Source organism: Neisseria sp. P0021.S006, from assembly GCF_051956895.1.
The window spans coordinates 1-876 of record NZ_JBQCWZ010000548.1; the positions used below are offsets into that span (position 1 = coordinate 1).

The 876-nt window shown below is 43.6% G+C and carries 2 protein-coding genes; both read left to right on the plus strand.

Translation table 11 applies throughout. The features are described from left to right. The first annotated feature begins 34 nt into the window (after nucleotides 1-34). Nucleotides 35-166 carry a hypothetical protein gene (locus ACTHUM_RS15600; protein WP_349268255.1) on the plus strand — a complete coding sequence of 44 codons (132 nt, stop codon included), beginning with the start codon at nucleotides 35-37 and terminating at the stop codon, nucleotides 164-166. Then, nucleotides 167-661: a contact-dependent growth inhibition system immunity protein gene (locus ACTHUM_RS15605; protein WP_440403369.1), complete on the plus strand. Its 495-nt coding sequence runs from the start codon at nucleotides 167-169 to the stop codon at nucleotides 659-661. Nucleotides 662-876: the final 215 nt, after the last annotated feature.

The following is an 876-nucleotide window of genomic DNA, read 5'->3' on the forward strand; positions in this document are numbered from 1 at the left end:
TCATAGCCTTTCGGGTATGACATTAAGGGCCGACATGATCAAACAGCGCGAAATCCATCTGGCCATACCCGCACAAACTAATAAGGAGCAAAGATTGCAGTTGCAACGTGTGGTAGAGTATGGCAAAAGTCAAAACATTACAGTCAAAATTACGGAGATCGAATAAATGACTTTCAATCAAGAACAAGATTATTGGGCCGGCTATAAGGCAAACGAAAGAGCCTTGATTATTCAAACATGGTCAGGATTTGGGCGATATGCTCCAGACCACCTATATCCCCCCCATATCCTGCCATTGGATACCGACAATGGAACTTTAGGCACGACGGTCTTGCAAGCGTTGACAAACAGCAGGACTTTCGTTTATGACAGTCCAGAAGACCAAGATTTTTTTGATACCGAAAAATTTCGGCAACGCTATGAGGATTGGGTTGCCAACCTATGCGGGAACTTGGGCTATAAAACCAGACGCGCCCTATTCAAAAACATGATGAGCGTGGATATTTGGCTGCACAACGGCTGCCTGAAAATCAGCCCGAGCCGCCATGTCAAGCTGGAAGCGTGGGATGCCATTGATGCAGATAATGTAATTTTATCATTGGATAACAGCCCTGAAGAAATCGGAGCAGGTCTAAGGTTGGCATTGAGCCGCTGCCGATAATATTTGACAAAAGGTCGTCTGAAAGCCGGAAACTTTTTTCAGACGATCTTTTTTATCACACTCAAAGCCCGCGTGCGTACCGCACACACCTTACCTGCATAGGTTTAATGCGGGCTACGTCTTGCTGAAGATAAAGTTATTAAGGAATTTGGCAAATATGGAAAAAAGTGAGAAATTTAAATCTGAATTATTAAATGCCATCTTTCAATATACTC